Genomic DNA, 26,385 nt, shown 5'->3' on the forward strand with positions numbered 1-26,385 from the left:
ACCCTTTGACGATTTGCGATGAATAGTTTAGCGTTTGACGAACGCCTCCTGGCTTGGTTTGATCGGCATGGACGCAAGGATTTGCCCTGGCAGCAGGATAAGTCGCCCTATCGGGTATGGATATCCGAGACGATGTTGCAGCAGACCCAGGTGGCAACGGTCATCCCGTATTTTGAGGCGTTCATGACCCGGTTTCCGAGCGTCGAGACCTTGGCGCAAGCGGAGCTCGATGAGGTGCTAAGCTACTGGTCGGGATTGGGCTATTATGCGCGGGCGCGCAATTTGCATCGAGCCGCGCAGAAAATCGAAGCGATGGACCGCTTTCCCGATACGCTGGAAGCCCTTCAGCAATTGCCCGGTATTGGTTTATCGACCGCCGGCGCGATCATGAGCATCGCCTATGGGTGCAGTCATCCGATTCTGGACGGCAATGTCCGGCGGGTGTTGGCGCGCCATCGTGCCATCGCGGGCTGGCCTGGCGAGGCGAAAGTGAGCAAACGGCTATGGGAGCTTAGCCGGGCGTTGACGCCCCGGCAGCGGGTGGCGGATTATACGCAAGCGATCATGGATCTGGGCGCGACCCTTTGTACGCGCGGCCGGCCGGCTTGTGATCTGTGCCCCTTGCATGCCGATTGCTTGGCTTTTAGGGGCGGACGGGTTGCCGATTTTCCGACGCCGAAACCGGGCAAGACCTTGCCGGTCAAGCAGCGGGCTTTTCTTTTGCTCGCGAATAGCCGGCAACACGTTTTTCTTGAAAAACGGCCGCCCGCCGGAATTTGGGGGGGATTATGGTGCCTACCGGAATTTGAAAATCACGAGCAGGCATTGGCCTGGTGCCGGGAGCGCAATATCGCGATCATTGGCCGGTATATGATGGAGAGGCGGCGGCATACTTTTTCGCATTATCATCTCGATTACACGCCGCTGGTGGTTTTGACCGACGGCGGGGACCATGGTGTCGGCGAAGCGGGATCCGCGGGCTGGCATCCGGTCGAGTCGATTGACCGCTTGGGCTTGGCCGCGCCGATTAAACAATTATTGAAACACTATCAAAACCACGAGGACACACATGACAAGAATGGTTAAGTGCGCAAAGTTGGGCGTGGAGTCGGAAGGCTTCGATGCGCCGCCTTTTCCCGGACCGAAAGGGCAGGAAATCTATGAAAAAATATCGAAACTGGCCTGGCAGCAATGGATCGCCAAACAGACGATGTTGATCAATGAATACCGTTTGGCCAGCTATGATCCGAAAGCCAAGGCTTTTCTGGCGCAAGAAAGAGACAAATTTTTGTTTGAAGGAAATAATGAGATGCCGGAAGGTTATGTGCCCCCGCCGCAGTAAACAGGCGGGCGAGTCAATACCTAGAGGTTATGCGCGACTTTTTTAAATGAGATAGGAAATTGCATGAGACTATTACTGGTTGAAGATGATGAGATCCTCGGAGAAGGTCTGTCGGCCGGCCTGAAAATGGAAGGATATGCGGTCGATTGGTTTACCAACGGTAAACTTGCCGAGGAGGCGCTGAAAAATAATCTCTATGAGCTGATCGTGCTTGATTTGGGCTTGCCGGACATGGACGGTATGGATCTGCTGCACGAGTTGCGTAGCCGTAAGGACGAAACGCCGGTGATGGTGTTGACGGCCCGCGACACCATCAACGATAGGGTGATCGGTCTGGATAGCGGGGCGGACGATTTCGTGAACAAGCCGTTCGATCTGACCGAAGTCTGTGCCAGGCTGCGTGCCTTGGCTAGGCGGAGCGAAGGCCGCAGCACGCCGCTGATCGTGCATAAAGACCTGATTCTGGATCCTGCCTCGCACATCGTGACCTACAACGACGAACGGGTCGATCTGTCGCAAAAAGAATTCGAAATCTTGAGTTTTCTGATGGGCAATATCGGCAAGGTCGTCTCGCGGGCGCGCCTGGAAGAGAGTCTGTATTCGTGGGATTCGGATATCGAAAGCAATACCGTCGAAGTCCACATTCATTATCTGCGGAAAAAACTCGATTCCGGCTTGATTCGGACGGTCAGGGGAGTTGGCTATATCATTGATGCCGAAGAAGGTTAATGAATTATTCGTTACGGCAATTACTGCTGGTTTCGTTGCTGTCCGCAACGATGGTGATCTGGGGCGTTACCGCCTTTTCCAGCTATAAGGCGATCCGTGACGAAGTCGCCGAATTGTTCGATGCGGAACTGGCGCAGTCAGGTAAGGTCCTGCTGGCTTTTGTCGACAGCTTGTTGCTGGACGGAGCCTTACCCGATTACTGGCGGCAAGGGCGGCTGGCGCCAGGCCATGAAGGCCTGAATTTTACCGAAACGTACCAAAGAAAACTGGCGTATCAGTTATGGTCGGAAGAAAAAGGCCTGCTATCGCATTCCGTCAAGAAGCCGGGTTTATTGGGAGATCTGAAGGGGGGCGAGCCGGGCGAGCTGGTTTGGCATGTGTTCGATGATTCGCTGAAAAACGATGCGCTTCGCCTGAAGTACGAAAGCAAGGTTGCCTTTCAGCTTTGGTCGAAGGATAAAGGCTTGCTGCTCCGTTCCGAAAGCGCTCCCCAGGTTCCGTTTACCTTTGCCAAGCAGGGATTCAGCGAGGTGCAAAGCGAAGGCAGCCTATGGCATGTTTTTACCGTGTCAAACAAATCCGGCGATTATGTGATCCATGTCGGCCAGCAGGAAGCGATCCGCAAGCAGTTGACCGATGAGATTTCCGAACAGCTGGTCACCCAGTTTCTGGTCGGCATGCCGGTATTGGCGCTGGTGATATGGTTTATCATCGGCAATGCCTTGACGCCGATCAGTCATTTGCAAAATGCGTTGGCGGAACGGGAAGTCAGCAACCTAAAGGCGCTATCGGTCGACAATCTGCCGAACGAGATTGTGCCGATGGTCGATGTGTTGAATAGTCTGTTCGATCAGCTGGAAAAGGCGTTTGAAAGTGAACGCCGTTTTACCGCGGATGCCTCGCACGAGCTCAGAACGCCCTTGGCAGGCTTGTTGACGCAGGTGCAGGTGGCGCTTAAAGCGAAGGACGAGCAGATTCAGCGGCAGGCGTTGAAAAGGATAGAGCAGGCGGTCAATCGCATGAGCTACATGGTGCAGCAGTTGTTGACGTTTTCGCGGATCGATTCCGGACCTGAATATCTCGAAAAAACCACGGTCAAGTTAGCGACCGAGATCATCCAGGTGATCACCGACCTGGAGCATGAAGCGTACCGAAAATCGATAGAAGTCGAATTTATCGAGGAATCTTCCGCGGAGATCGTCGCCAATCCGCAATTGCTGAACATTTTGATCCGCAATATTATCGATAACGCGATCAAGTATACGCCAGAATTCGGCAACATCAGGGTCTATCTGACCGATAAAGACAAAAAAGTGGAGTTGCGCGTCGAAGATTCCGGGCCGGGGATTGCGCCCGAAGCCTACGAAAAATCGCTCAAACGCTTTCACCGCTTGGCGGAGACCTCCAGCGTGGCGCAGGGGACCGGACTCGGCTTTTCTATCGTGCAACGGATCGTCGCGATCCACGGCGCCGAGTTCAATCTCGGCGTGTCGGAACTGGATGGCCTGAAGGTGACGGTCTTATTCCCTTGCCCCAGAAGAAAAGCCGATAAAGCGCCGCCGCAAAAATCCAGGGTATCCCCGCAGGCCAAGCGCGTCTCGTAGGGATGGCGGTTTAGGGTTCCAGGATGACCGGATTGACCAGCGTGCCGATGCCTTCGATTTCTATCCTGACCGTTTGCCCCGGTTTCAAATAACCGCGCGGGTACATCTTAACGCCGACTCCGGCCGGCGTACCGGTACTGATCACATCGCCAGGCTCCAGCGTCATTGCCGCGGACAGATAGGCGATCATCTCATAACAGTTGAACAGCATCTGATTGGTATTGGCCTGCTGGCGCAGTTCATCATCGACCCAGGTCTTCAGATTCAAATTATGCGGATCGCCGATTTCATCGGGCGTCACGATCCATGGTCCCAGAGGACCCGCCGTATCGAATGACTTGCCGATCATCATCGTCGGCGAGCGCACCTGCCAGTCGCGTACCGACACGTCATTTGCAATCGTAAAGCCGGCAATCACCTCATGCGCGTTTTCGACCGCGACATGGCGGCAGCGCCGGCCGATCACGAACGCCAACTCGCCTTCGTAATCGAGCTTGTCCGAAACCTTCGGGCGGTGAATCGCATCCCCGGTGCCGATCACGCAGGTGCTTTGCTTGGTGAAAAAGCTCGGGTACTCGGGCCTGTCCTTGCCGGTTTCGGCGATATGATCCGCGTAGTTCAGGCTGATCGCCAGATATTTGCCGGGACGCGGCACCGGCGCTTCGAGTTTGACTTCCGGAAGCGGAAGGCGGTGCTGGCCGCTGTCGATTTGCGCCCGCATCGCGGCGAGTGCCTGACTTCCCGCCGCAAGAAACTCCAGCATCCGCGGCGGAATATCGGCATTGCCCAGGCTGTCGACGACACAGTCTTCGACGACCGCGCCGACGCGGGTGGATTGGTGATGCGTGAAGGTGACCAGTTTCATCGTGGAAATTTTCCGAAAAGATTGCAAACGGTTATTGTATATCGAAGCCTGCCGGCAAAAAAAAAGATATAATGCGCCGTTTTAACTTAACCACGTTTAACCGCGAGGAGATGATAATGAACGAAAACTGGATCGCGCCTTCCATCCTGTCGGCCAATTTCGCCAAATTGGGCGAAGAAGTCGATAACGTATTGGCCGCCGGCGCCGACATTGTGCATTTTGACGTGATGGACAACCATTTCGTGCCGAACCTGACCATCGGTCCTCTGGTTTGCGAAGCGCTCAGAAAACACGGCGTGACCGCGCCGATCGACGTGCATTTGATGATCGAACCGGTGGACCGCATCGTGCCCGACTTCGCGAAGGCCGGCGCCAGCATCATCACCTTCCATCCGGAAGCTTCCGTGCATATCGACCGCACCCTGCAATTGATCAAGGACAACGGCTGCAAGGCCGGCCTGGTGTTCAATCCCGGCACCCCGCTGCATTACCTCGATCACGTGATGGACAAGCTGGACATGATTCTGCTGATGTCGGTGAATCCGGGCTTCGGCGGTCAATCGTTCATTCCGTCCGCATTGACCAAGCTGCGCGAAGTCAGAAAAAGAATCGATGACAGCGGCCTCAACATTCGTCTCGAAATCGACGGCGGCGTCAACGGCAGCAATATCCGCGCAATCAAGGAAGCCGGCGCCGATACCTTCGTTGCAGGCTCCGCGATTTTCGGCAAGCCGGATTACAAGCAAATCATCGACGACATGCGCGCCGAACTCGCGCAGGCCGGCAAATAAATCATGTAGGGTGGGCAGCGCTAAGCTGCCCACCGGCTTTTTGGCAAAAGATTGCAGCATAAGGTGGGTTCGGCGCGCGGAAAACTCTGCCGGAACTCGAGAGATAATGGCGGAGCGCGCCGAACCCACCCTACGTGTTTGCTACAGATTCTGGTTTTACCCGTTGCGCAAGCGCAGTTTGAAAAATTAAGAATGACCCCAGAACAATTCAATCAATACGCCCGTCAGGGCTATAACCGCATCCCGGTCAGCCGGGAAGTGCTGGCCGATCTGGATACGCCGCTCAGCGCCTATCTGAAATTGGCCGACGGCGCTTATTCCTATCTATTCGAATCGGTACACGGCGGCGAGCAATGGGGACGCTATTCGATCATCGGACTGCCCTGCAAAACCATCGTCAAGGTGATCGGCAACCGGATCAACCTGGAGAAAAACGGCGAGATCATCGAAACCGCCGTGCTCGACAATCCGCTGCTGTGGATCGAGGATTTCAAGGCGCGCTTCAAGGTGCCGGACATTGACGACCTGCCGCGTTTCAACGGCGGCCTGGTCGGCTATTTCGGCTACGAGACGATTTCTTACATCGAACCGCGCCTCGGCAGCGCCGGCAAACCCGACCCATTGGGCAATCCGGACATCGTATTGATGGTGTCCGAAGAAATGCTGGTGTTCGACAATCTGTCCGGCAAGATGCTGCTGTTGACCCATGCCGACCCTGCCGAAGACCAGGCTTTTGAGCGCGCGCAGCAGCGCCTGCACGAATGGGCCGTCAAGCTCAGGGAAGTGCAGGCCAAGCCGGCACGGCACGCGGCGCCGAAAAAGGTCAACGAATCCGATTTCGTGTCCGGCTTCACCCAGCAGGGCTTCGAAGATGCGGTGCGCAAGGCGAAGGAATACATCACCGACGGCGACATCATGCAGGTGGTGTTGTCGCAGCGTCTGTCGATCCCTTATACCGCTTCGCCCCTGAATCTGTACCGGGCGCTGCGCTGCCTGAATCCGTCGCCGTACATGTTCTTTCTGAACCTCGGCGACTTCCATATCGTCGGTTCGTCGCCGGAGATCCTGGTCCGGCTCGAAGACAATATCGTGACCGTGCGCCCGATCGCCGGCACCCGCCGCCGCGGCGCGACGCAGGAACAGGACCTCGCGCTTGAAAAGGAACTGTTGGCCGATCCGAAGGAAATCGCCGAACATCTGATGCTGATCGATCTCGGCCGCAACGATACCGGCCGCGTCGCCGAAATCGGCAGCGTGCAGTTGACCGACAAGATGATCGTCGAGCGTTATTCGCATGTGATGCACATCGTCTCGAACGTGATCGGCCGGCTGAAATCCGGCAAAAACGCCTTCGACGTGCTCGCCGCGACCTTTCCGGCCGGCACCGTCAGCGGCGCGCCGAAAATCCGCGCCATGGAAATCATCGACGAACTGGAGCCGGTCAAGCGCGGCGTCTACGCGGGCGCGGTCGGCTATATCGCCTGGTCCGGCAACCTCGACACCGCGATCGCGATCCGCACGGCCGTGATCAAGGACGGCATGCTGCATATCCAGGCCGGCGCCGGCATCGTCTATGACTCGATACCGCGCAACGAATGGGACGAAACGATGAACAAGGGCCGGGCGATCTTCCGCGCGGTCAGCATGGCCGAAGCAGGACTCGAAGGAGAAGGAGCATGAGCGCAATCAAAGTGGTGATGATCGACAATTACGATTCGTTCACCTACAACCTGGTGCAATATTTAGGCGAACTCGGCGCGGACGTGACGGTTGTGCGCAATGATCAGGTCACCATCGAAGACATCGAACGCCTGGCGCCCGACAAGATCGTGATTTCGCCGGGCCCGTGTACGCCTAGGGAAGCCGGGGTCTCGGTCGAGGCGATCATGACATTCGCCGGCCGCTATCCGATTCTCGGCGTCTGCCTTGGTCATCAAAGCATCGGCTACGCCTTCGGCGGTAACATCATCCATGCCAAGCACATCATGCACGGCAAGACCTCCGAGGTTTACCACGATAACGTCGGCGTGTTCAAGGGGCTCAAAAACCCGTTCACCGCGACCCGTTATCATTCGCTGGTGATCGAGCAGTCGACCTTGCCCGACTGTCTCGAAGTCACCGCCTGGACCCAGGACGAGGAAGGCAACATCGATGAAATCATGGGCGTCCGCCATAAGGCGCTGGACATCGAAGGCGTGCAATTCCATCCCGAATCAATCTTGACCGAGCATGGGCATGATTTGCTGAGGAATTTTTTGGAGCGGTGATTGTTATCCAACCGTACATCAGGACAAGAGAAGCATAATTTAGTTAAAGCTATGTCTATCTTGGGAGGAAATAGCAATGCTTAAGCAGATGGCTCTCAAAAATCTGACTGTTTATCCAGAGGCAAATCTGGAGTTCGGGAAGAGTCTGAATGTAATAATCGGTGAAAACGGCTCAGGCAAAACGCATTTGCTGAAGATGATTTATTCGGTATTGGCGGTAAGTGCTGAAGAAGGCCGTAAATCGAAGGTCACATCTCCCACTAAATCGATTTTACAAACACGTATCGCTGATAAGCTGATTAATGTTTATCGGCCCGAATCACTGGGTCGTTTGGCGAAGAGAAAACAAGGCCGTGAGAGATGCGATGTTAGCATGGTGTTTGAACAAAGCAATTGGGACATAGCTTTCAGCTTTGCTAGCAATAGTAAATCAGAAGTCAGTATTGAGAAATTACCGGAAGCTTGGGTCGATGTTTCACCTGCTTATTTGCCGACGCGTGAATTGCTGACGATATTTCCTAACTTCATTTCGGTCTATGAAGGGCATTATCTCGAATTCGAAGAAACTTGGCGGGATACTTGCCTTTTGCTTGGGGCTTTATTACAAAGAGGGGCAAAAGAAAAGCGGATTAAAGAGCTTTTGGAGCCGTTGGAAGAGGCAATGAAGGGCTCGATTGAGCTTGATAAGAACGGGCGCTTTTATTTGAGAAATGAAAGTGGGCGCATGGAAATGCCATTGGTTGCTGAGGGGCTACGTAAGCTTGGAATGCTCTCACGCTTGATTGCAACCGGCGCGCTACTTGATAAAGGATACCTATTTTGGGATGAGCCTGAAGCTAATCTCAACCCTGTACTTATCAAACAGGTCGCAAAAAGTATTTTGGAATTATGTGATTCCGGAATTCAGGTTTTTATTGCTACACATAGTCTGTTTTTGTTGCGAGAATTAGAAATATTGCTGTCAGATTCAAGGTATAAAAAAGTTAAAGCTAGATTTTTTGGGCTTCATGACACTGACGTTGGCGTCAAAATTGAGCAAGGCGTCAGTGTTGACGATATAGGCGATATCTCTGCGCTGGACGAACAGTTAGCGCAATCCGATCGTTTTTTAGCAATGGATTGATCATGCAGAGTTTAGACGTGGACGGATTACAATTTGATTTTCCTGATGATTGGTTAGTTGGTAAATACGATGAGTGGTCGTTTTATCGAAATCAGTTTTGCCGCATAAAGTATGGAATCAAAGCATTGGATTTGCTTGCAATCGATCCGAGTAAAACCGCATGGTTGATTGAGGTCAAGGATTATCGCGTCAACTCCCGTACGAAACCCTCTGATTTGAGTGAGGAAGTGGTTCACAAAGTATTTGACACCTTGTCCGCAATGATTCCGGCAAAAATTCATGCTACCGGTCCGATTGAAAAGCAGCTTGCCCGTGCCATAGCAACAGCGAATAATTTACGAGTGGTCTTGCATCTTGAGCAACCTGAAAAACACTCAAAATTGCGTCCTCGTGCCATCAATCCGGTAGATGTGAAACAAAAAATTCGACAGTTGTTAAAACCCATTGATGCACATCCGCTGGTTGTTGATATGACTTCAGGATGTGTCGGCTGGCAAGTCAGTTTGTAAAATGAACTCATTAGAGCAAATCCAACAAGCCCTGCAAAAACTGCTCGATAAACACGATCTGACACGCGAGGAGATGCGCGCGGTAATGCGCCAGATCATGAGCGGCGGCGCGACCGACGCGCAGATCGCCGGTTTCATGATCGCGTTGCGTTGCAAAGGCGAAACGATAGACGAAATCGCCGCGGCGGCCGAAGTGATGCGCGAACTGGCGCATAAGGTGCAGGCTACCGGCGAGCATGTGATCGATACCTGCGGCACCGGCGGCGACGGCGCGAATACCTTCAATATCTCGACGACCTGCGCGTTTGTGGTCGCCGCGGCCGGCGCCAAGGTCGCCAAGCACGGCAACCGCTCGGTGTCGAGCCGTTCCGGCAGCGCCGACGTGCTCGAAGCGGCCGGCGTGAACCTCGAGTTGAGCCCGGATCAGGTCGCGCGCTGCGTCGAAGAGATCGGCGTCGGCTTTTTGTTTGCGCAAAAGCTGCACGGCGCGATGAAATACACGCTCGGCCCGCGCCGCGAAATGGGCGTCAGAACCCTGTTCAACCTGCTCGGCCCCCTGGCCAATCCGGCCGGCGCGCCGAACCAGCTGATCGGCGTGTTCGCGAAGGAATGGGTCGAACCCTTGGCCCAGGTGCTGAAAACACTCGGCAGTCGGCATGTGCTGGTGGTCAGCGCGGACGACGGCCTCGATGAGATTAGCATCGCCGCGCCATCGAACATCGCCGAGCTGAAAGAAGGCATCGTCACGACCTATACGGTGACGCCGGAACAGTTCGGCCTGAAGCGCGCGAGCCTGTCCGAACTGGCGATCACCGACGCAGAGTCGAGTCTGGCGATGATGCGGGCCGTGCTCGACAATCGGCCAGGACCTGCGCGCGACATCGTCGTCTTGAACGCCGGCGCCGCGATCTATGCGGCGAACCTTTGCGACTCGCTCGCAGCCGGCATCGCCAGGGCCGATGCGCTGATTGCCAGCGGCGCCGCGCGCGCCAAACTGGGCGCCCTGATTGCTTATTCAAACTCTGTAAAAATCCATTAAAACATGACCGATACGTCCGACATCCTGAAAAAAATCCTCGATAAAAAAGCCGAAGAGGTCGCTCACCGCAGCGTGCGCACGCCGATCGCCGATCTCGAAAGTTTTGCCGAGAGCGTCGAGAAACCGCGCGGCTTTTATCGGGCCCTGCAAGGACGCGTCGCGCTGAAAAAACCGGCGATCATCGCCGAAATCAAAAAAGCCTCGCCGAGCAAGGGCGTGATCCGGGAAGATTTCCAGCCGGTCACGATCGGCCAGGATTATGCGATGAACGGTGCGACCTGCCTTTCGGTCTTGACCGACAAGGAGTTTTTCCAGGGCTCCGAAGTGTATCTGCAAATGGTCCGCGAGCGCTGCCCGCTGCCGGTGCTGCGCAAGGATTTCATGATCGACCCGTATCAGGTCTATGAAGCCCGCGCTTTAGGCGCGGACTGCATCCTCTTGATCGTCGCCGCGCTCGAAGACGGCCGGATGCGCGAACTGGCAGACCTTGCGGCCAAGCTCGGCATGGATGTGCTGGTCGAAGTCCACAACGAAGAAGAACTGCACAGGGCCCTGCAACTCGACACCAAGCTGATCGGCATCAACAACCGCAACCTCCGCACCTTCGAGACCTCCTTGCAGACGACCCTGGATTTGAAGGCGCAAATTCCGGAAGACCGCCTGATCATCACCGAAAGCGGCATCCATACGCAGGATGACGTGAAGCTGATGCTCGACAACGGCATCTATGCGTTCCTGGTCGGCGAGGCATTCATGCGCGCGGAAAGCCCGGGCCAAAAAATGCGCGAATTGTTCGGCTTGTGAGGATGTAACGGCCTTGCACTCCGCTGCCGATCCGATCGGCGTATTCGACTCCGGCGTCGGCGGCCTGTCGGTGCTGCGCGAAATACGCCGCGAATTGCCCGCCGAAAACCTGATCTATGTCGCCGATTCCGCGCATGCGCCGTACGGCGACAAAACGCAGGCATTCATCGAGGCCCGCTCGCTCGCGATCACTCGATTTTTGCTTGATCGCGGCGCGAAAGCGATCGTCGTCGCCTGCAATACCGCGACCGGCGCGGCGGCCGCGTCATTAAGAAGCCATTTTACCCTCCCCATCGTCGCGATGGAGCCTGCGATCAAGCCGGCCGCCGCGCAGACGAAAACCGGCGTGGTCGGCGTGCTCGCGACGAGCAGGACGCTGGCCAGTCATAATTTCGTCAAATTGTTTGAGCGCTATGCTGCCGAAGCCGAAATTCTGCCGCAAGCCTGTCCGGGCTTGGTCGAGCAGGTCGAATCCGGCGATCTGGCGGGCGCGAAGACCCGAAGCCTCCTCGAAACCTATGTGCTTCCGTTAGTATCGCGCGGGGCCGATACCGTCGTGCTCGGCTGCACGCATTATCCTTTTCTTCGGGCCGTGATTCAGGACATTGCAGGACCTAATGTTTCGGTGATCGACTCCTCCGAAGCCGTCGCGCGCCAGCTTCGGCATCGTCTCGTTGCGCACGATTTGTTGACTGACAGGGAGGCATCTGGCACCGAGCAATTCTGGACCAGTGCGGATCCTGCGCTATCCGGTCCGGTTATCGCACAGTTGTGGCGGCGGAACGTGGAAGTGGGCCGCTTACCTGAGTCCTCTGTTCTGCAATAAGGCGACTTACGCAGGTCAGTTTATCCGAGTTGAGATGTTGCCGTTGGTTTCGGCTCCGCTCAGCCAACGATAACTCAGCTGCGCTCGGCCAACGGCAGGCGTTGCCGCGAAGAGTCAGCGTCACAAAGCGCCCGAATCAACCAACAGGCTGTGGATTTGCGTCGCGATTTTCTCGTAACCCTGATCGTTCGGATGGATCAAATCGGATTTGAGGCTATTGTCTCCGAGCACCTCGGGCAGCGTTTCAAGATCGATCGGCACGTTCAGCGCCTCCGCGATGGCCTGATAGAAATCGGCGCTGGACATCCATAAAATAGCCGGCTTCGGAACCCCGAGCATCACGACGCCAATCTGGCGGTTTCTGGCCAGAGTGATCATCTGCTTCAGGTTGTCGGCGGTTTGTTCTGGCGGAATCCTTCTGAGCATGTCGTTGCCGCCGTGGATCAGAATCAACAGATCGGGCTGGTGCTGGTCGAGCAGGGCGGGCAGGCGTTTGGCGCCGTCGCCGCTGATTTCGCCGGGGCGGCCGGCATTGACGACTTGCAGTGTGGTCAGTTTCGCGAGTACACTCGGGTAGTCGTGCTGCGGCGACGCGCCGGTACCGTAGGTCAGGCTGTCGCCGAAGGCCAGGATCACTGCGTCGCTCGGCAGTTTAGTCAAGGCGTCAGACGATTTGTTGCAGGCGGTCAGCAGCAACAGCAGGACGAGCGGAATGATCTTCATAAGGCGGTTTCGATGCAAAAAAAAGTACTGATCACCGGCGCGGCCAAACGCATCGGCGCGGCTTGCGCAAGGCGGCTGCACAGTGAAGGTTGTCATATCATCGTGCATTATAGAGCGTCGGAACGGGATGCGCTGGAACTGTGCGGCGAATTGAACCGGTTGCGGCCGGATTCGGCCAGCGCGTTGCAGGCAGACCTGTTGGACGCGGAGCATCTCGAAGACGTTGCCGATGCCGCGCAAAAAATCGCGGGCGGCGTCGACGTGCTGATCAACAACGCCTCGGCCTTTTATCCGACGCCCTTCGGCCAGGCCTCCGAAGCGCAATGGGACGAACTGCTCGGCAGCAATCTGAAGGCGCCGTTCTTTCTTGCGCAGGCCTTGTGGGGGTCGCTGAAGGCCAGGCGGGGCTGCATCGTGAATATCGTCGACATCCATGCCGAGCGCGGCCTGCCAGGTTTCCCGGTGTACAGCATCGCGAAGGCGGGGCTGGTCGCGATGACGCGGGTGTTGGCGAAAGAGATGGGGCCCGAGGTCAGGGTCAACGGCGTCGCGCCCGGCGCGATCATCTGGCCGGAACGCGACTTGACCGAGCAGGGCAAAGCCGAGATATTGCAGCGCGTGGCCCTGAAGCGCAGCGGCGAGCCGGACGATATTGCGAAAGCGGTGTCTTTTCTGATCCGGGATGCCGATTACATGACCGGGCAGATATTGACCATCGATGGCGGACGCACCTTATTTTATTGACGACCAGCCCGGCTTGATGCGTTTTTGTTGGAGATCGTCCTTGTCAAAGCGTTCCCACAACTCGCGGTAGCTGATGCCGCTGATCGGGTGTTTCTCGTCGCCTGCGATTTCGGCCAAGGGTTCCAGCACGAAGGCGTATTTTTCGATTTCATCGCGCGGGATTTGCAGGCGTCCGTCTCTGATCACCAGATCGCCGTACAGGATCAGGTCCAGATCGAGCGTCCTTGACGAAAACTTTTTGCATTCGCGGGTGCGGCCGTGGTCGAGCTCGATCTGGCGAAGTTGTTTGGCGATCGTTTTGACATCGAGGTCCGAGTCGAAACCGACGATCAGATTATGGAAGGTGTCGCCGATAAAGCCGACCGCTTCGGTTTCGTAAGTGCTCGAAACCACCAGGCCGCCAAAGTAGAGCGCAAGCGCACGCAACGCGCTATGGATGTTAACTTCCTTGTCGATGTTGCTGCCGATGCTGATATAGCCCCTGGTCACCGCTTGCGTTCCCCTCTTTCGATGATGATGCCGACGTCGCTGGCGCCGCTGATCGCGCCTTTCTTATTCAGCATCAATTTGACCCACGGCACATTAAATTCGTTCTGGATGATCTCGACGATTTCGACCGCGAGTTTTTCGACCAGCAAGAATTGGCTGTTCTCGACGAAGTCGATGATCCGTTTGGAGACTGTTTTGTAGTCGAGAGCATATTGAATGTCGTCGGTTTCTGCAGCTTTTTCAATGTCGAAACCCATTTCGATATCGAGCACGATGGTTTGTTTGGTTTCGCGTTCCCAGTCATAGATGCCGATGATCGTTTCGATCTTCAGCCCGCCTAAAAAAATGATGTCCATGGTAATTTTCCGGTTATGATGTGCGCTTTTTAAAAGCGCTAAGTATCGGGGAATTGCCCCCGGCTTACAAGTTTTGATTGATGAAAGGTATCCGATGATGGAATGGTTGTTTGTTCCCGCGGCCTATTTGATAGGCTCGGTTTCCAGTGCGATTATTATCTGCCGGCTGATGGGCTTGCCCGATCCGCGCGAGCAGGGTTCCGGCAATCCCGGCGCCACCAATGTGATGCGCATCGGCGGCAAAAAAGCGGCGGGCATCACGTTATTGGGCGATTTGTTGAAAGGGCTGATTCCGGTTTACGGCGCCAATCTGTTCGGCGTACCGGGCGAGCTGCTTGCCGCGACCGGCCTTGCGGCATTCCTCGGCCATCTGTACCCGGTTTTTTTCGGCTTCAAGGGCGGCAAGGGGGTCGCAACGACGATCGGCGTGCTGCTCGGTTATTCCTGGTTTTTGGGCTTGGCCTTTGTCGCGACCTGGCTGGTGATTTATAAGATCAGCAAGATTTCCTCGTTGTCCGCGCTGATCGCCGCGGTGCTGGCGCCGGCTTATGCCTGGTTCATCATCGGCAGTCCGACGCTGGTCGCGGCGTCTGCGCTGATGACGGCGATCCTGCTGTGGCGGCATAAGAGCAATATCGAGAGACTGCTGGCGGGAGAGGAAGCCTCGATCAAGCCCTGAGTTTTGCGCTATTCGAGTCGGCATTGCTGTCGATGACTCTATATTTTCAATCATGCCGCCCCGCCAAAGTGCAGTATAATTACCGGTTTTTTACAGCATTTTTGATCTTATATTTACAAGGCAGCTATGAAGAATTACAAAATCGCGGTACTGGCCGGTGACGGCATCGGTCCCGAAATCACCCAGGAAGCCCTCAAGGTTCTTAAAGTCGTCGAAGAGCGCAACGACGTATCCTTCGAACTGATGCCGGCGCTGTTCGGCGCCTGCGCCTATTTCGCGACCGGCGATGCGTTCCCGCAGGCGACGATCGATATTTGCGACCAGGCCGATGCGATTTTGAAAGGTCCGATCGGACTCAGCCACGAAGAATCGAAAAAGATTCCGATCGACAAGCAGCCCGAACGCGGCGCCTTGCTGCCGCTGCGCCGTCGCTACAATACCTACGCGAATTTCCGTCCGGTTTCATTGCCGAAGGCGCTGGCGCATTTCTCGCCGTTGAAACCCGAAGTGATCGGCGAAGGCATCGACCTGATCATGGTGCGCGAGTTGGTCGGCGGCCTTTATTTCGGCGAAAAGGAAATGGGCGTCAACGCGCAGGGCCTGCGTTATGTGCGCGAAACGCTCGAATACGATGAAGTGCAGATCCGCCGGATCATGCACCAGGCGTTCAAGCTGGCGATGAAGCGCCGGAAGCTTTTGCACAACATCCACAAGAGCAACGTCCTGAAATCGAGCGTGCTCTGGAACGAAGTGATGGAAGAAGTCGCGAAGGAATACCCGGAAGTGCAGGTGGTCAATTTTCTGGTCGATTCGGCCGCGACCGCGCTGTGCCTGAAGCCGACCCAGTTCGACGTGATGGTAATGGAAAACATGTTCGGCGACATCCTGAGCGATCAGGGCGGCGGCATCCTCGGTTCCCTGGGTCTGATGCCATCGGCCTGCCTCGGCGACGACAAGGCCTATTACGAACCCTCGCACGGCTCCGCGCCGGACATCGCCGGCAAGAACATCGCGAACCCGTATTCGATGATCGGCTCGGTCGCGATGATGCTCGAAAACAGCTTCGGCATGGAAGCAGAAGCGAAGAACGTCTGGTCCGCGATGCAGGGCGTGTTCGCGGACGGCTATTCGACCGCCGACCTGTCGAAGCCCGGCAGCGGCGTCAAGATGATCAGCACGGTCGAGTTCGGCGACAAGGTCGTCGAAAAGCTGCGCGCGATGCCGAAAGTTTAACGGCATGCCGGTTTGCTTGAACCGTCGATGAATTCGATCTTTGAATTCGCCGAAGCCTGTCTTTACCGGAACGACATCGACGAAAAACTAGCGCTGACGCATCGGGCGATGCAGTTGCTGCGGGAAGGCCGCTTGCAGTTCGCAGAGTCCGGTCCGGTATTGCCGATCGTCGGCGTCAGTTTTCCGGAGCGGCCGGTGCTGTTGCCGCCGAGGGAGATGCCGAAGCGGAAGTTGAATACGCCGGAAGGCGTCGCGGCGTTTTTTCACGCGATCGGCCATGTCGAGTTTGTCGCGATCTATCTGGCCTGGGACTTGCTCTACCGCTTTCGCGGCCTGCCGGAGCAGTTCTACCGCGACTGGCTGCGCGTGGCCGACGAGGAAGCGCAGCATTTCGCGTTGATCCGCGAACATTTGCGGGCGATGGGCGCCGATTATGGCGACCTGCCCGCGCACGGCGGCTTGTGGGAGCTCGCGACCGATACGGCCGGGCATCTTTTGGCCAGGCTGGCTTTGGTGCCGCGCTGTCAGGAAGCGCACGGGCTGGATGTGACGCCGGCGCTGATCGAAAAATTCAGGCAGGCCGGCGATGCAAAGAGCGTCGCGATCCTGAACCGGATTCTGACCGATGAAGTCGGTCATGTCGAATTCGGGTCTTATTGGTTCAAGTCTGTTTGCGGGGAGCAGGGGCTGGAGTCCGAAGCCGAATACCGGCGCCTCCTTGGCGAGTATTACAAGGGCGGCCGGCCGAAAGGGCCTTTCAACCGGCCGCTCCGCATTCAGGCCGGTTTTTCGGGGGCTGAACTGGATTGGCTGGAGAGCGGGGCCCGGTAGCGGTTTAAGCGGATACAGGACATTCCGCTCATGGTTTCAATTGCTCTCAATCGTCTCTGACGATCCGGTGGTCGATGATGTTCTGCACGACCGAAGGGTCGGCCAGCGTCGAGGTGTCGCCGAGATTGTCGAGTTCGCCCGCCGCGACCTTGCGCAGGATCCGGCGCATGATCTTGCCTGATCGCGTTTTCGGCAGTGACGGCGCCCACTGGATGATGTCCGGGTGCGCGATCGGCCCGATCTCCTTTCTTACCAGATCGTCCAGTTCCTTCCGCAGTTGTTCGCTCGGTTCGACGCCCGCATTCAGGGTCACATAGGCATAAATGCCCTGGCCCTTGATATGGTGCGGGTAGCCGACCACGGCCGCCTCCGCGACCAGTTCGTGCAGCACCAGCGCGCTTTCGATCTCGGCGGTGCCCATCCGATGTCCCGATACGTTGATCACGTCATCGATGCGTCCGGTGATCCAGTAATAGCCGTCGGCATCGCGTTTGGCGCCGTCGCCGCTGTAATAAAAGCCGGGGGCCTTGCTGAAATAGGTGTCGATAAAAAGCTGATGGTCGCCATAAATGCCGCGCGACTGCCCCGGCCAGGAGCGGGCGATCACCAGCACGCCTTCGCACTCTCCTTCGAGTATCTGGTTGTTCGCGTCCAGGATCTCCGGCTTGATGCCGAAAAACGGCAAGGTCGCCGAGCCCGGCTTCAGGTCGATCGCGCCCGGCAGCGGCGTGATCAGAATGCCGCCGGTTTCGGTCTGCCACCAGGTATCCATGATCGGACGCGAGCCGTCGCCGACCACATGATAGTACCATTCCCAGGCTTCCGGATTGATCGGCTCGCCGACGCTGCCGAGGATTCTGAGGCTCTGCCGGGAGGTTTCGGTCACATAATGATCGCCCTGCGCCATCAGCGCGCGAATCGCGGTCGGCGCGGTATAGAAAATGTTGACCTTGTGCTTGTCGATAACGCGCCAGAAACGGTCGGGTCCCGGATAGGTCGGGATGCCTTCGAACATCAGCGTCGTCGCGCCATTGCAGAGCGGGCCGTAGATTACGTAGGAGTGACCGGTCACCCAGCCGATGTCGGCGGTGCACCAGTAAATGTCGTCGTCCTGATAGTCGAAGACATACTTGTGCGTGATCGCCGCATACAGCAAATAGCCGCCAGTCGTATGCAGCATGCCTTTCGGCTTGCCGGTCGAGCCGGAGGTGTAAAGAATGAATAAAGGGTCTTCGGCATCCATCGGCACCGCAGGACAGTCGGCGGAGGCCTCCGCCATCGCCTCGTGGTACCAGAGATCGCGGCCTTCCTGCCAGGCAATCTTGCCGCCGGTGTTCTGGATCACGATGATTTTTTCGAGCAGCGGGCAATGCTCGGCGGCCTTGTCCACATTCGCCTTGATCGGCACGACCTTGCCGCCCCGGTAGCCTTCGTCGGCGCAGACCACGTATTTGCAGCCGCAGTCCAGAATTCGGTCTTTCAGGGCCTCGGCCGAAAAGCCGCCGAACACGACCGAATGCACAGCGCCGATGCGGGTGCAGGCCAGCATCGCGACCGCCGCCTCCATGATCATCGGCAGATAGATGCAGACCCGGTCGCCTTTTTCGACGCCCCGGGCCTTCAGTACATTCGCAAAGCGGCAGACCTGATCGTGCAGTTCGCGATAGGTCAGCTTCTTGTCCTGCGCCGGATCGTCGCCTTCCCAGATGATTGCGACCTGATCGCCGCGCTTTTCCAGATGACGGTCCAGGCAATTCACGCTGACGTTCAGGCGGCCGCCGTCGAACCAGCGAATGTTCGCGGTTTCGAAATCGTAGTCCGAGACCTTGTCCCAGCGCCGATCCCAGTTTAAAAACCGTTCCGCCTGCTCGGCCCAAAATGCCTCGGGTTCGGCAAGCGAGCGCTGGTAAAGGGCATGATAGGTTTCGCGGTTGATGTGGGCATGGGCGGCGATTTCGGGCTTGACCGGATAGACGTGAACGTCTGACATGAAGCGGATCCTTTAGGGTGCGATAGTGTTGGAGTTAACCAAAAGACGCATCTTATCAAAATGTCCGGTTTTGTCCGTATAAAATTCCAGTTTATTTTTGCCGGCTCGGCAAAAATAAAAAACGGCGGCTACTCGTTGGTTTTTGCGACGAGATTTGAGAGATGGGCGCTCCGCTGGATTGACAGATGCGGAATGAACAAGCCATGTTTTTGAGAGGGGGAAGGGTTAAACTCGCAGAATACGATCGGTGCCTTGCTAGGCAACGGCTAAGGTGTAGGGGAAAGGATAGAGTCGGCAGGAAGGCCTGGAATGGATTGATCCGGCGGCCGCTATTGGCAATAGATGTGAATTTAGCGATGGGGGAAAAACGGAGGTATCAAGAAATGGCGCGCTTGGCAGGACTCGAACCTGCGACCCTCGGCTTAGAAGGCCGATGCTCTATCCGGCTGAGCTACAAGCGCTAATGGTCGGGGTAGAGGGATTTGAACCCCCGACATCCTGCTCCCAAAGCAGGCGCGCTACCAGGCTGCGCTATACCCCGAATATCTTTTTAACTGGCTTGTGACTTTCTCGGCCACTCTTGCTGAGCGGTCTTTAACACGTCTATAAGTCAACGTTTACGGCGATAAGACGAGAGGCGTTGATCTAATTGAAATAGGTGGGGTGAACGACGGGGCTCGAACCCGCGACAACAGGAATCACAATCCTGTACTCTACCAACTGAGCTACGCTCACCATCATAGAAAAAACGTCTCAAGAAATGGCGCGCTTGGCAGGACTCGAACCTGCGACCCTCGGCTTAGAAGGCCGATGCTCTATCCGGCTGAGCTACAAGCGCAATGGTCGGGGTAGAGGGATTTGAACCCCCGACATCCTGCTCCCAAAGCAGGCGCGCTACCAGGCTGCGCTATACCCCGTGTATCTTCCTTATCTGGCTTGTGACTTTCTCAGCCACCCTTGAAGAGCTGCCTATGATAACGATGGATTGGGGTGTCGTCAAATTTTTTTTCGGTGCCGTGCGGTTATTTTGCAATTGGCTTATGGCGGCTTAGGGGTGAATTGCGTATTTCTTGTCATAAAATATTGATTATTAAGGACTAGTTATTGAGGGCGATGAATAGGGCGGAGGCCTTGCTGGCAGCAGGAATTTATTGGCGATGTAACGATCAAAAAGTAGCGCCTGCGTAAGCTGCGAGTCATAATAAAGGTACCAGTCAGTAAAACTAATGAGCGGGAATTGACGTTTTAGAGGAGAAGCTATGAAGAGGGGTTGCCGGTTGTTTTTCGCGCGCGCGATGGTGTTGATTTTTTGCGTTTTCGCTGAGGCGGCTTTGGCCGAGGAAAATAAAATCATGAACATGAAACTTGAATCTTCGGATTTTGTTCACAGGGGCGAAATTCCGAAACGCTTCACCTGTGACGGCGAGGATGTGGCGCCGGCGTTGAGCTGGTCCAATCTGCCCGCAGGCACGCAAAGCCTGGCGTTGATCGTCGATGACCCGGATGCGCCGGACCCTGCGGCGCCCAAGCTCGTTTGGGTGCACTGGGTGCTTTACAACATTCCGCCTGCGTCCTCGGGCTTGCCTGCTGCCGCGAAAAAGCTGCCGGCAGGCAGCCTGGATGGTCTGAACGACTGGAAGCGCACCGGTTACGGCGGCCCTTGTCCGCCGATCGGCCGGCATCGTTATTTTTTCAAGCTCTATGCGCTGGATGCGGTGTTGCCCGATCTGGACAATCCGGATAAAAGCCAGCTCGAGAACGCGATGGCCGGGCATATTATCGGGAAGGCGGAATTGATTGGGACTTACCGGCATTAGTCTCGTGGTAAGGCGTTGCAGCGGTTTCCCGGTCTCCGATCAGGCCGTGGGGGTAGTGCTGTGAACGAGCCGCGAGCCAGCCAGACAAAACCGCGATACAAAGGAAGACCACTATCCCCGCGCCGGTTCGGATCAGAGTTTCCGATCCGCTGCAGTGGGTCGGCGCAGTGAAAGGCGCGAGTGAGGCGAGGGTGCCGAGTGCGGTCGAGACCCCGACCGAGAGCCAGCCTGCGAGTGTCGAGGCGCACCAGGGGCAGTGCTGTTCGGCGGCCGGGTCGAAATAATTGCAGCCGAAAAAGAAACCGGACCACGGCCAAGTGCAGCCGCAGGCGAATAACAGGCCGCAGAGCGGCGTGATTACGATCAGCGCGATGGTTAGGGTTGCGGCGGCGGAGCCGGTTTTTGCGGTCATTTTGATCATGAATGCCTCTCAGTGCCGGTCAGACTAAAGCGCGTGGCGAACGCGTAAAAAGCGTAGCCGCGGTGCCGATCCGGTCTGGTCAATTTTTAGCCATTTTAACGCGGAATCAAGCAAGGCAAGCGCTTGCATTCCTTATCAACGCGCAATGAACAACGTTATCCACAGGTTTTGTGGATATTTGCATAAAGGTTGCTGCGCAGAGGCGGGCCAAATTGCCTTGAGGGTGCTCGGGAAGCAGAGGAAACGGCATGGCGGAGTTGGAAAATTTCAAGTTGCTCGGCATCGCGCTGGCGCTGGGTTTGCTGATCGGCCTGGAGCGCGGCTGGCGTGAGCGCGAGCGCCGCGAAGGCATGCGTATCGCGGGCTTGCGCACCTATGGCTTGATCAGCTTTCTGGGCGGAGTCAGCGCGATGCTCGCCAGAGAGACCGGTCCGCTGTTGATCGGTTTTGTCTTTATTGCGCTGGCGCTGGTCCTATTGGTCGCCTACACCCAAAATCTCGAAAAATTCGAGGATGTCGGCATTACCAGCGTGATCGCGTCCTTGCTGACCTTCATCCTGGGCGCGCTGGCGGTGTTCGGCCATGTCGTGCTGGCGGCCGCGGCGGCGGTCGTCACGACGCTGCTGCTCGGTTTCAAGCCCTTGCTGCATGGCTGGGTCAGCAAGCTCGATCAGCGGGAGCTCGAAGCGACCTTGAAGCTGTTGCTGATTTCGGTCGTGATGCTGCCGATTTTGCCCGATCAGGGCTATGGTCCCTGGCAGGTGTTCAATCCCTATCAAGTCTGGTGGATGGTGGTGTTGATCGCGGGCGTTTCATATCTCGGTTATTTTGCGATACGGATCGCGGGCGACCGGCACGGGCCGGTGGTGACCGGCGTCTTCGGCGGCCTGGTGTCGTCGACCGCGGTCAGCATCAACCTGGCGCGCCTCGCAAAAACCGACCCGGCGCTGTGCAATGCGCTGACGGCGGGCATTTTGACCGCCTGCGCGACGATGTTCGCGCGAACCTTGCTGCTGACTTCGATATTGAATCCCGCGTTATTCCAGCAGCTTTTGACTTCGCTGCTGGCGATGAGCCTGTTCAGCTATCTGGCGGCCTTGCTGCTTTGGCTGAATACCCGGTCGCTGCAAAACAGCCAGGAAGTCCCGCTGCAGAATCCTTTCCAGTTGGGCATGGCGCTGAAGTTCGGCTTGTTTTTGTCGGTGATCATGCTGTTGTCCAGGGTCCTGCAAATCCAGTTTGGCGATGCGGGAGCTTACGTGCTGGCCAGCATTTCCGGCGTGGCCGATGTCGACCCGATTACCTTGTCGATGGCGCAAATGAGCAAGCAGGGGATGGACATCAGGGTCGCCGGGCGCGCGGTGTTGATTGCGGTCGCGGTCAACACCGGATTCAAGAGTCTGGTATCGGGGGTGATTGGCGGTCATGCGTTGGGCCTCCGGGTCGGAGGCGTCCTGGTGGCGGCCATTTTATTGGGGCTGCTGGTTAGCTGGCGGCTGTCTTAACGGGCGGAGTTAAGGAGGGGGGGCTGTAAAACTCTGGGCTTGATCCGGCCGCTGCAAAAATCTCCCGGCGCTTATTCGTCGGAGCTTTCTAAGTTCATGTCCTTTAAAAGATGGCCGGCTGTTTGTGCAACATAGATCAAAACCGCGATTAAAATGACTAGGCCAAAGACCAGCATGGCGTATGAAACAAAGCCAGTTTGCGGTGCGCCATTGGCCAATCCTGTCAAATGTTTGGTCGCATAACCGAAATAAACCAGGCTACAGTTGTAAACTAAAATGCCGCTGGTTGCGGCTAAATAAGGCCGGAATTTAACTTCCGTAACCGATAAAGCATAACTGAGCAATGCAAATGGAAGCGGTGTCAGGCGCAATAACAACATCAATTTGAAGGCGTTATCGCCGCTGATCGCCTTATCCAATGCGGCAAAACGCTTATGTCCGGCAATAAAAGCCGTGACCCTGGCACGCACAAGATCCCGGCCCAGGAAGAAGATAACCGCAGCCGACAGAAAGGTTGCAATCACAACAGTCAACTCGGCGGTCGCGATAGGAAAGAGTACTCCCGCCGCAAAACAAAGTGCATCAACCGATACACATGCCGGCGAGAGAACCATGAATAAGGCGATAAAGGCCAGTGGCGCGAAAACGCCCCGGCCTTCAATCCAGACTTCCAACTCAGGAAGATAAAGCTCAAGTTCATGTCCGATCAATAAAACAAGTCCGACAAAGATCAAGAATGCCGACAGCTTCCTGTTAAGACTTGTGTGTTGAAATTGCATGACCGATTTGTCCTTAAACGAAGGAAGATAATTAATGATTTTCTTTCATGAGTCACCCATTAGCGTAAACAAAAATGAGCTTTTCCATCCGACAAGTTGTTATCAAGAAATCAGTAGGCTTATCACACTCAGATAGATCAAGAGGCTGAGCAAATCCTGAACAATCGTGGCAACCGGTCCGCTGCCGTAGGCGGGATCTTTCCCCATTCGGGACAGGATTGATGGCAGCAAAAGCCCGATGCTGGTGGCGACGCTGCTGGCACAAATCAGGGCAACCGACACCGCAATCGCCAGGGAGGCATTGAACGTAAGCCAGATGAACGGAAAAACAACGAGTGCCAATGCGATGCCCAGGTAAAAGCCGGTTTTGAGCTCTCCCTTCAGTAACTGTGGAATCGGCGTACTACTGAACGAGAGCCCCCGCACGGCAATCGCTTCGGATTGAGTTCCGATGGCATCGGCGAGATACACGATACCGGGGATGAAAAATGCGACCGCCAAATCAGCCTTCAGCGTGCTTTCAAATGTTGCCATGAGTCCGGTTGCCAGCACGCAACCCGCGGTTCCCAAGATCAACCAGGGCAAACGGTCCATCACGCGGCGTAGCGGGTCTCCCTCGATGGCGGACAGCGCTTGATCCGAGTGTCGCCATATTCCGGCCAGACGGTCCATATCCTGGATATGCTCCTCCCGCATGATTTTGAATACCGTGTGCGCGGGGACTGCGCCGAGTAGGCGTCCCTGCGCGTCCAACACGGGCACGGCAGGCATGGGGCGGGTTAACGCCGCCTCGGCCACTTTTTCCGGAGGGTCGGCCAGGGTGACGCTGGCGATATCCCGGTTCATCAGTTCTTCTATGGACACGTTAGGCGTTGCCACCAGAAGCTTGGATAGAGGCACCACGCCTAACAGCCTTTGATCAGCATCGGTGACAAACAGCAATTCAATCGAATCGAAAGCGCTGGGCAGGCTGGCTAGCCGCTGACTTACCTCCGAAACCGTTTCTCCAACTTGAGCGGTGGGTACGGGGCTGTACATATGGTTTTCCGCCCGGTCGGCGGCAACTTTCGCCCTCATGACGTGCTGCGGAGGTTTGCTGATTTCCCGGCCCATTTCTTCGGCCTTTTCACGTAAGATGACCATCACATGCGAGGCGCTGGCCTGGAGCCTCTGTGCCGCAGGTATCGCCTGCTCTTGTAGAGCCTTGCCGATTTTTTCGATGATATCCGACATGTTATTTGCCTCATTACTGACGTGGGTAAGCGGGGTCAACACGTTACGCCGTTTGCAGGCTAACTCATGTGATATGGAATAAGCCCACGCATGTCTCAAGCCGGTAGAGCAATTTCTCTACCCGTTCTGGCTGGTGATAGTACTCCACGATCGGGGCCAAGTCCATCATCCGGGTGACTTGCTTTTGCGCGGGCACAGATACGCTTGCCAAGCGGCATATCTGTGCCTCGCATCTTCAAAGACGATGGTTCATTGAGCCGGGTCGAGCATCCAGACTACCGCGTGACGCTGGCCGTCGGCGGTCAGGGCGACACCGGCAACGTTGCCTTGCGCATCCACGGAGAGCGCCTGTGAGCCGACGAAGGCGGCGGGCAGAAACGTGTTGAGGTCAGTGGGCTGATAGTTTGTCGAGTCCCACACGATGGCGTGATAGTAGGCTGGTGTGCCATTTTTTGACACGTCACCCGCGTAGCCGACGATCCACGGGCCATTCACGGCCGCCGCGTAGCTGTGCGTGAAAGGATAAGGATGAATCGCAAATGCGCTAGCTGCCGTCCCAGACCAGACCGTGGCGAAGTTGAAGCGCTTATCCTTGTTGCCCTTGGGGGCTTCGGAACGGACGCGGATGTCGTAGCCGCTATACCCGACCTGCAGTCTGCCATCCGTGCCATACGCAACCGAGGCGGCCGCGTCCTTGGGATGCAGCGCCAGCAAGGATTTCGCGCTGCCGCTCCACAGCGCGGCGTTCGCTGTGCCTTTAATGACATAACCGACCTGCAGTCCGCCGCCGACTCCGATAGCCTGTGCGCCGTTGCCGGCGTCACCCAGATCAATCGCTTCCTGGGTCGTGGCGTCCCAAACGACCGCGCGTGGTGGCCCGAATGCCGTGCCGTCCTTGATCAGCGGCGTGCCGTAACCGACGATCTGGTTGCCGTCCGTGGCCAAGGCCTGGCCGCCGGCGCTATCGAAGGGTAGCGGGAGCGTAGTCGCACTGGCCGCCGTGCCGTTCCAGGCCAGCGGCACGGAACGATTGTTCGTGCCCGGTCCTGCGCCCCAGCCGACCTGCAATGTGTCCGCGCTACCTTGCACGGAGGAGCGTCCCTTGATGGCGTTCACAGGGTCGTCGAGGAAGGCGGGATGCAAATCGATTTTATGCGAATCCTCCCAAAACGTCGCGTGAATGGCGCCGAACGAGGCGGTATCGGCGGAATAGCCGGCCGCTCGCCCGGCCGAAATGCCATTGGCTGTGCTGAGGGGGGAATTGGGCGTAAGGTCAATCGAAGTATAAGTTTGGGCCTGGACCTCGCCCGTCGCTGTTGCCAGGACGCCGGCGGTGAGCAGGAGGATCATCTGGCTCGCATTGCGGACTGTGCCGATGCTGGTTTTCATATAGTCTCCATTTGCTTTGGGTTTTTGTTTGGGTCGCATGGCTATATTCCCGTCACGCACGGTAAGGTTCAAAACAAGGGGGTAAATCTTAAAAAAACAGCTTGAACGCCATGGTTTTCACGCTGAATTGGCGTGGGTCGGGTCGCCCTGAAGGTAAAAATCAGAAAAGACAGGGAGGCATTTTGCGAAGTCGCCGGGGTATGCTTAAGGATAATAAAAGACTTGGGTTGACATGAGGCGTGATTAGGCGCTAAATGGCAGCTCGAAAATTGTCTGATCTCGGCAAAATCCAACCGT

At 56.4% G+C, this 26,385-nt stretch carries 28 protein-coding genes and 5 tRNA genes; 18 read left to right on the forward strand and 15 right to left on the reverse strand.

The annotated features are described in order from the left end of the window. The first annotated feature begins 18 nt into the window (after positions 1 to 18). From mutY to METLA_RS0116310, 4 genes are all read left to right on the forward strand, one after another. Positions 19 to 1,086, forward strand: a complete 1,068-nt coding sequence (gene mutY, locus METLA_RS0116295) for an A/G-specific adenine glycosylase (RefSeq protein ID WP_024299566.1) — start codon at positions 19 to 21, stop codon at positions 1,084 to 1,086. Continuing rightward, on the forward strand, positions 1,070 to 1,342 hold the full coding sequence (locus tag METLA_RS0116300) for an oxidative damage protection protein (RefSeq protein ID WP_024299567.1): 273 nt from the start codon (positions 1,070 to 1,072) through the stop codon (positions 1,340 to 1,342). Before mutY ends, METLA_RS0116300 begins: the two co-directional genes overlap by 17 nt. Before the next feature lie 63 nt (positions 1,343 to 1,405). Then, a complete protein-coding gene (locus tag METLA_RS0116305) occupies positions 1,406 to 2,071 on the forward strand; it encodes a response regulator (RefSeq protein ID WP_024299568.1) in 666 nt (221 codons plus the stop codon). After that, positions 2,071 to 3,675, forward strand: a complete 1,605-nt coding sequence (locus METLA_RS0116310) for an ATP-binding protein (RefSeq protein WP_024299569.1) — start codon at positions 2,071 to 2,073, stop codon at positions 3,673 to 3,675. Before METLA_RS0116305 ends, METLA_RS0116310 begins: the two co-directional genes overlap by 1 nt. A gap of 10 nt (positions 3,676 to 3,685) precedes the next feature. On the opposite strand, the gene METLA_RS0116315 is transcribed toward METLA_RS0116310, so the two are convergent. Further along, a complete protein-coding gene (locus METLA_RS0116315; RefSeq protein ID WP_024299570.1) occupies positions 3,686 to 4,540 on the reverse strand; it encodes a fumarylacetoacetate hydrolase family protein in 855 nt (284 codons plus the stop codon). Positions 4,541 to 4,656: 116 nt separating this feature from the next. On the opposite strand from METLA_RS0116315, the gene rpe reads away from it, so the two are divergent. From rpe to murI, 8 genes are all read left to right on the forward strand, one after another. After that, entirely contained in the window at positions 4,657 to 5,331 is a 675-nt protein-coding gene (gene rpe, locus METLA_RS0116320) for a ribulose-phosphate 3-epimerase (protein WP_024299571.1), read from the forward strand. Between the two features lie 192 nt (positions 5,332 to 5,523). Then, positions 5,524 to 7,011 (forward strand): anthranilate synthase component I, encoded by a 1,488-nt coding sequence (gene trpE, locus METLA_RS0116325; RefSeq protein ID WP_024299572.1) that lies wholly within the window; start codon positions 5,524 to 5,526, stop codon positions 7,009 to 7,011. Next, positions 7,008 to 7,598, forward strand: a complete 591-nt coding sequence (locus METLA_RS0116330; protein WP_024299573.1) for an anthranilate synthase component II — start codon at positions 7,008 to 7,010, stop codon at positions 7,596 to 7,598. The genes trpE and METLA_RS0116330 overlap by 4 nt, the downstream gene beginning before the upstream one ends. A gap of 76 nt (positions 7,599 to 7,674) precedes the next feature. Further along, positions 7,675 to 8,721, forward strand: a complete 1,047-nt coding sequence (locus METLA_RS0116335) for an AAA family ATPase (RefSeq protein ID WP_024299574.1) — start codon at positions 7,675 to 7,677, stop codon at positions 8,719 to 8,721. Between the two features lie 2 nt (positions 8,722 to 8,723). Next, positions 8,724 to 9,230 carry a hypothetical protein gene (locus METLA_RS0116340; protein WP_024299575.1) on the forward strand — a complete coding sequence of 169 codons (507 nt, stop codon included), beginning with the start codon at positions 8,724 to 8,726 and terminating at the stop codon, positions 9,228 to 9,230. A gap of 1 nt (position 9,231) precedes the next feature. Further along, positions 9,232 to 10,269, forward strand: coding sequence for an anthranilate phosphoribosyltransferase (gene trpD / locus METLA_RS0116345; RefSeq protein ID WP_029646740.1), 1,038 nt, complete (start codon positions 9,232 to 9,234; stop codon positions 10,267 to 10,269). Positions 10,270 to 10,272: 3 nt separating this feature from the next. Next, complete coding sequence (gene trpC, locus METLA_RS0116350; protein WP_024299577.1) at positions 10,273 to 11,073, forward strand: indole-3-glycerol phosphate synthase TrpC; 801 nt, start codon at positions 10,273 to 10,275, stop codon at positions 11,071 to 11,073. A 13-nt stretch (positions 11,074 to 11,086) separates the two neighbouring features. Beyond that, entirely contained in the window at positions 11,087 to 11,899 is an 813-nt protein-coding gene (gene murI, locus METLA_RS0116355; protein ID WP_024299578.1) for a glutamate racemase, read from the forward strand. A gap of 120 nt (positions 11,900 to 12,019) precedes the next feature. Here murI and METLA_RS0116360 read toward each other — a convergent pair whose 3' ends face one another. Further along, positions 12,020 to 12,622: an arylesterase gene (locus METLA_RS0116360; RefSeq protein WP_024299579.1), complete on the reverse strand. Its 603-nt coding sequence runs from the start codon at positions 12,620 to 12,622 to the stop codon at positions 12,020 to 12,022. 12 nt (positions 12,623 to 12,634) lie between these two features. Between METLA_RS0116360 and METLA_RS0116365 the strand changes: the two genes are divergently transcribed. Next, the gene (locus tag METLA_RS0116365; RefSeq protein WP_024299580.1) at positions 12,635 to 13,366 is read left to right on the forward strand and encodes a pteridine reductase; all 732 of its coding nucleotides are present in this window, start codon (positions 12,635 to 12,637) and stop codon (positions 13,364 to 13,366) included. Here METLA_RS0116365 and folK read toward each other — a convergent pair. Together folK and folB are read right to left on the reverse strand one after the other, a co-directional pair. Next, positions 13,355 to 13,855 (reverse strand): 2-amino-4-hydroxy-6-hydroxymethyldihydropteridine diphosphokinase, encoded by a 501-nt coding sequence (gene folK / locus METLA_RS0116370; protein WP_024299581.1) that lies wholly within the window; start codon positions 13,853 to 13,855, stop codon positions 13,355 to 13,357. The genes METLA_RS0116365 and folK overlap by 12 nt on opposite strands. Continuing rightward, positions 13,852 to 14,211, reverse strand: a complete 360-nt coding sequence (gene folB / locus METLA_RS0116375; protein ID WP_024299582.1) for a dihydroneopterin aldolase — start codon at positions 14,209 to 14,211, stop codon at positions 13,852 to 13,854. Before folB ends, folK begins: the two co-directional genes overlap by 4 nt. Before the next feature lie 94 nt (positions 14,212 to 14,305). On the opposite strand from folB, the gene plsY reads away from it, so the two are divergent. The 3 genes from plsY (at position 14,306) to METLA_RS0116390 (ending at position 16,954) form a co-directional block, all read left to right on the forward strand. Beyond that, positions 14,306 to 14,890, forward strand: a complete 585-nt coding sequence (gene plsY, locus METLA_RS0116380; RefSeq protein WP_024299583.1) for a glycerol-3-phosphate 1-O-acyltransferase PlsY — start codon at positions 14,306 to 14,308, stop codon at positions 14,888 to 14,890. Positions 14,891 to 15,016: 126 nt separating this feature from the next. Next, positions 15,017 to 16,123 (forward strand): 3-isopropylmalate dehydrogenase, encoded by a 1,107-nt coding sequence (leuB, locus tag METLA_RS0116385; protein ID WP_024299584.1) that lies wholly within the window; start codon positions 15,017 to 15,019, stop codon positions 16,121 to 16,123. A 27-nt stretch (positions 16,124 to 16,150) separates the two neighbouring features. Continuing rightward, positions 16,151 to 16,954: a ferritin-like domain-containing protein gene (locus METLA_RS0116390; RefSeq protein WP_024299585.1), complete on the forward strand. Its 804-nt coding sequence runs from the start codon at positions 16,151 to 16,153 to the stop codon at positions 16,952 to 16,954. A gap of 46 nt (positions 16,955 to 17,000) precedes the next feature. Here the strand turns inward: METLA_RS0116390 and acs are convergent, their stop codons facing one another. The 7 genes from acs to METLA_RS23290 all read right to left on the reverse strand — a co-directional run bounded on the left by acs (position 17,001) and on the right by METLA_RS23290 (position 20,304). Further along, positions 17,001 to 18,944, reverse strand: a complete 1,944-nt coding sequence (gene acs / locus METLA_RS0116395) for an acetate--CoA ligase (RefSeq protein ID WP_024299586.1) — start codon at positions 18,942 to 18,944, stop codon at positions 17,001 to 17,003. Between the two features lie 384 nt (positions 18,945 to 19,328). After that, a tRNA-Arg gene (locus METLA_RS0116400) sits at positions 19,329 to 19,405 on the reverse strand. A 3-nt stretch (positions 19,406 to 19,408) separates the two neighbouring features. Next, positions 19,409 to 19,485 (reverse strand) — tRNA-Pro (locus tag METLA_RS0116405). A 118-nt stretch (positions 19,486 to 19,603) separates the two neighbouring features. Beyond that, positions 19,604 to 19,679, reverse strand: a tRNA-His gene (locus tag METLA_RS0116410). Positions 19,680 to 19,705: 26 nt separating this feature from the next. Beyond that, positions 19,706 to 19,782, reverse strand: a tRNA-Arg gene (locus METLA_RS0116415). A gap of 2 nt (positions 19,783 to 19,784) precedes the next feature. Beyond that, positions 19,785 to 19,861, reverse strand: a tRNA-Pro gene (locus METLA_RS0116420). A gap of 173 nt (positions 19,862 to 20,034) precedes the next feature. Next, entirely contained in the window at positions 20,035 to 20,304 is a 270-nt protein-coding gene (locus tag METLA_RS23290; protein WP_198408526.1) for a hypothetical protein, read from the reverse strand. Between METLA_RS23290 and METLA_RS0116425 the strand changes: the two genes are divergently transcribed. Further along, a complete protein-coding gene (locus METLA_RS0116425; protein WP_029646741.1) occupies positions 20,297 to 20,761 on the forward strand; it encodes a YbhB/YbcL family Raf kinase inhibitor-like protein in 465 nt (154 codons plus the stop codon). The genes METLA_RS23290 and METLA_RS0116425 overlap by 8 nt on opposite strands. On the opposite strand, the gene METLA_RS22705 is transcribed toward METLA_RS0116425, so the two are convergent. Next, on the reverse strand, positions 20,721 to 21,182 hold the full coding sequence (locus METLA_RS22705; RefSeq protein WP_152539463.1) for a hypothetical protein: 462 nt from the start codon (positions 21,180 to 21,182) through the stop codon (positions 20,721 to 20,723). The genes METLA_RS0116425 and METLA_RS22705 overlap by 41 nt on opposite strands. Positions 21,183 to 21,430: 248 nt before the next feature. On the opposite strand from METLA_RS22705, the gene METLA_RS0116435 reads away from it, so the two are divergent. After that, positions 21,431 to 22,687, forward strand: coding sequence for an MgtC/SapB family protein (locus tag METLA_RS0116435; protein WP_024299588.1), 1,257 nt, complete (start codon positions 21,431 to 21,433; stop codon positions 22,685 to 22,687). A 71-nt stretch (positions 22,688 to 22,758) separates the two neighbouring features. Here the strand turns inward: METLA_RS0116435 and METLA_RS0116440 are convergent, their stop codons facing one another. The 3 genes from METLA_RS0116440 to METLA_RS0116450 form a co-directional block, all read right to left on the reverse strand. Continuing rightward, positions 22,759 to 23,466 (reverse strand): TVP38/TMEM64 family protein, encoded by a 708-nt coding sequence (locus METLA_RS0116440; RefSeq protein WP_024299589.1) that lies wholly within the window; start codon positions 23,464 to 23,466, stop codon positions 22,759 to 22,761. A gap of 102 nt (positions 23,467 to 23,568) precedes the next feature. Then, positions 23,569 to 24,699: a magnesium transporter gene (locus tag METLA_RS0116445; protein ID WP_024299590.1), complete on the reverse strand. Its 1,131-nt coding sequence runs from the start codon at positions 24,697 to 24,699 to the stop codon at positions 23,569 to 23,571. A gap of 249 nt (positions 24,700 to 24,948) precedes the next feature. Then, positions 24,949 to 26,088, reverse strand: coding sequence for a hypothetical protein (locus METLA_RS0116450; RefSeq protein ID WP_024299591.1), 1,140 nt, complete (start codon positions 26,086 to 26,088; stop codon positions 24,949 to 24,951). Positions 26,089 to 26,385: the final 297 nt, after the last annotated feature.

Origin of the sequence: Methylomicrobium lacus LW14 (genome assembly GCF_000527095.1) — a bacterium.
Lineage (GTDB): Bacteria > Pseudomonadota > Gammaproteobacteria > Methylococcales > Methylomonadaceae > Methylomicrobium > Methylomicrobium lacus.

Coding starts and splice junctions, on each gene's coding strand:
- trpE (WP_024299572.1), top strand. CDS start 5,524: ATGACCCCAGAACAATTCAATCAATACGCCCGTCAGGGCTATAACCGC.
- METLA_RS0116435 (WP_024299588.1), top strand. CDS start 21,431: ATGGCGGAGTTGGAAAATTTCAAGTTGCTCGGCATCGCGCTGGCGCTG.
- METLA_RS22705 (WP_152539463.1), bottom strand. CDS start 21,182: ATGATCAAAATGACCGCAAAAACCGGCTCCGCCGCCGCAACCCTAACC.
- METLA_RS0116390 (WP_024299585.1), top strand. CDS start 16,151: ATGAATTCGATCTTTGAATTCGCCGAAGCCTGTCTTTACCGGAACGAC.
- rpe (WP_024299571.1), top strand. CDS start 4,657: ATGAACGAAAACTGGATCGCGCCTTCCATCCTGTCGGCCAATTTCGCC.
- mutY (WP_024299566.1), top strand. CDS start 19: ATGAATAGTTTAGCGTTTGACGAACGCCTCCTGGCTTGGTTTGATCGG.
- trpD (WP_029646740.1), top strand. CDS start 9,232: ATGAACTCATTAGAGCAAATCCAACAAGCCCTGCAAAAACTGCTCGAT.
- METLA_RS0116445 (WP_024299590.1), bottom strand. CDS start 24,699: ATGTCGGATATCATCGAAAAAATCGGCAAGGCTCTACAAGAGCAGGCG.
- METLA_RS0116330 (WP_024299573.1), top strand. CDS start 7,008: ATGAGCGCAATCAAAGTGGTGATGATCGACAATTACGATTCGTTCACC.
- METLA_RS0116360 (WP_024299579.1), bottom strand. CDS start 12,622: ATGAAGATCATTCCGCTCGTCCTGCTGTTGCTGCTGACCGCCTGCAAC.
- leuB (WP_024299584.1), top strand. CDS start 15,017: ATGAAGAATTACAAAATCGCGGTACTGGCCGGTGACGGCATCGGTCCC.
- METLA_RS0116305 (WP_024299568.1), top strand. CDS start 1,406: ATGAGACTATTACTGGTTGAAGATGATGAGATCCTCGGAGAAGGTCTG.
- METLA_RS23290 (WP_198408526.1), bottom strand. CDS start 20,304: ATGTTCATGATTTTATTTTCCTCGGCCAAAGCCGCCTCAGCGAAAACG.
- METLA_RS0116340 (WP_024299575.1), top strand. CDS start 8,724: ATGCAGAGTTTAGACGTGGACGGATTACAATTTGATTTTCCTGATGAT.
- METLA_RS0116335 (WP_024299574.1), top strand. CDS start 7,675: ATGCTTAAGCAGATGGCTCTCAAAAATCTGACTGTTTATCCAGAGGCA.
- METLA_RS0116425 (WP_029646741.1), top strand. CDS start 20,297: ATGAACATGAAACTTGAATCTTCGGATTTTGTTCACAGGGGCGAAATT.
- acs (WP_024299586.1), bottom strand. CDS start 18,944: ATGTCAGACGTTCACGTCTATCCGGTCAAGCCCGAAATCGCCGCCCAT.
- folB (WP_024299582.1), bottom strand. CDS start 14,211: ATGGACATCATTTTTTTAGGCGGGCTGAAGATCGAAACGATCATCGGC.
- METLA_RS0116310 (WP_024299569.1), top strand. CDS start 2,071: ATGAATTATTCGTTACGGCAATTACTGCTGGTTTCGTTGCTGTCCGCA.
- METLA_RS0116300 (WP_024299567.1), top strand. CDS start 1,070: ATGACAAGAATGGTTAAGTGCGCAAAGTTGGGCGTGGAGTCGGAAGGC.
- METLA_RS0116365 (WP_024299580.1), top strand. CDS start 12,635: ATGCAAAAAAAAGTACTGATCACCGGCGCGGCCAAACGCATCGGCGCG.
- plsY (WP_024299583.1), top strand. CDS start 14,306: ATGATGGAATGGTTGTTTGTTCCCGCGGCCTATTTGATAGGCTCGGTT.
- METLA_RS0116315 (WP_024299570.1), bottom strand. CDS start 4,540: ATGAAACTGGTCACCTTCACGCATCACCAATCCACCCGCGTCGGCGCG.
- METLA_RS0116440 (WP_024299589.1), bottom strand. CDS start 23,466: ATGCAATTTCAACACACAAGTCTTAACAGGAAGCTGTCGGCATTCTTG.
- trpC (WP_024299577.1), top strand. CDS start 10,273: ATGACCGATACGTCCGACATCCTGAAAAAAATCCTCGATAAAAAAGCC.
- METLA_RS0116450 (WP_024299591.1), bottom strand. CDS start 26,088: ATGAAAACCAGCATCGGCACAGTCCGCAATGCGAGCCAGATGATCCTC.